Source organism: Gordonibacter pamelaeae 7-10-1-b, from assembly GCF_000210055.1.
GTDB lineage: Bacteria > Actinomycetota > Coriobacteriia > Coriobacteriales > Eggerthellaceae > Gordonibacter > Gordonibacter pamelaeae.
The window spans coordinates 2,982,383-2,983,980 of the sequence record NC_021021.1; the positions used below are offsets into that span (position 1 = coordinate 2,982,383).

A 1,598-nucleotide genomic window follows, 5' to 3' on the forward strand; every position below is an offset into this window, starting at 1 on the left:
CCTGCGCGAGGCCCCGCTCTTCCAGCAGGTACCGCACCAGGTACGCCACGTCCTCGTCCCGCCCGCGCGCGCCGCCCGCCGCGCGCGCTTCGCTCACCTGCACCATGGAAGCTCCTTTCGTCCATCTCGAGTATGCGCCTTTCCGCGCCGCCCCGCAACGGCCGCGCACCCGCCAGACGCGCCGCGAGGCCCGTCGTCACGCGAAGAAGAACCCGGCCGTCATGTCGAGGTAGTTCGCACCACCGTAGGAGGGGAAGCGCGCATCTACCGCAGCCTTGAAACCCTCGGCGGTGGTGCTGGCGGCCGCAAGGCGCTTGAGCTCTTCCAGGTACGCGATCTTCGTGCGGGCGTCTTTCAGGTCTTCCGGTGTGTAGTGGCTGGTCAGGATGAGGTCGATGCCCGCCTCGACAAGACCTTGCAGCTGCGCGATCTGCGCGTCGGCATGCGCAGGGCCGGCTACGATGGAGTGGCAGTCGTGTCCCAGCATGTGCAGGTACGCCGCGCCCAGCTCGGGCAGCTCCAGGTCGAAGGCATCGGCGTTGCGCACGAGGCGCATGCAAACGCCCGCCAGCTCAAGCTCGTCCCCCTCCACCAGGTTCGTCACCTGGGCGACCGAGGCGTCGAAGGCCTCGCCGAACGCCGCAGCGAACCCGTCGACCAGCGCCTTGCCGCCGCCCTCGTGACCGTAGGCTTCGGCCTCCCCCGTGGAGTAGACGGGCGTGCCGGGCATGAAGCTGCCGCCGGCCATATGGTAGGCGGCAACGATACCCTCGACGGCAATGTCCTGCCCGCGCACGTACGCTTCCAGCTCGGCGATATTGTCGCGGAAGCAAGGCAGCTCGATGACGAAACCGCGGCCGCCCCTCTCCACGACGAACACCTCGTCGGCCAGCGGATCGTTCGTCTGGTAGGCATGGAGCCGCGCCGCGCCCAAGTCGTACACGCGCACGGCGCCCTTGCCGAGCTCGATGGCCTCGAAGTCGTTCTTCTCCATGATCTGTTCCTTTCCCCGGATGAACTTTACAGTTCGTTTTTTTGACATAGGTTACTTTAGTATCGTGTATACTAGCCCACAAGTACGATCTTTTCGGATACCCGGTATCTCGAAAGGAAGCACCCCGCCGCGGGAACGACGGGGAGGAACCGCAAGGAGGAGCCATGACCCAGGACCTGTTCGGCATATGTCCCTACGTCACCGCGCAACGCGTGCTGCGGGGCAAGTGGTCCATCGTCATCCTGCACCATCTGGAGGACGGGCCGGTGCGCTTCAACGAGCTGCAGCGGCGCCTTCCCGAGATGACGCACGCCACGCTGGCGAAGCAGCTGCGCTCGCTGGAGGAGTACGGCGTGATCACGCGCACGGAGTACCCGCAGGTGCCGCCCAAGGTGGAGTACGCGCTGAGCCCGCTTGGCGAGGAGTTCCGCCCGGTGCTGGCGCAGTTCGAGGCCTGGGGGCTACGCTGCATCGAGCACTTGGGCAAGGACCGCGGGTAACCATGCAGCAACGGCGCATGCCTTGCCGGGCACTGGCGGAGGGATCGGCTACGCTCCCCTGACCATCAGGCGCGACGCTGCTGCCGCATGGTAGAATCCCCGAA

General features: G+C 66.3%; 2 protein-coding genes. One reads left to right on the forward strand and one right to left on the reverse strand.

Translation table 11 applies throughout. The annotated features are described in order from the left end of the window. Positions 1–196: 196 nt before the first annotated feature. Positions 197–994 carry a hypothetical protein gene (locus GPA_RS13760; protein ID WP_015540240.1) on the reverse strand — a complete coding sequence of 266 codons (798 nt, stop codon included), beginning with the start codon at positions 992–994 and terminating at the stop codon, positions 197–199. A 164-nt stretch (positions 995–1,158) separates the two neighbouring features. Between GPA_RS13760 and GPA_RS13765 the strand changes: the two genes are divergently transcribed. Further along, on the forward strand, positions 1,159–1,494 hold the full coding sequence (locus tag GPA_RS13765; protein WP_015540241.1) for a winged helix-turn-helix transcriptional regulator: 336 nt from the start codon (positions 1,159–1,161) through the stop codon (positions 1,492–1,494). Positions 1,495–1,598: the final 104 nt, after the last annotated feature.

Coding starts and splice junctions, on each gene's coding strand:
- GPA_RS13760 (WP_015540240.1), bottom strand. CDS start 994: ATGGAGAAGAACGACTTCGAGGCCATCGAGCTCGGCAAGGGCGCCGTG.
- GPA_RS13765 (WP_015540241.1), top strand. CDS start 1,159: ATGACCCAGGACCTGTTCGGCATATGTCCCTACGTCACCGCGCAACGC.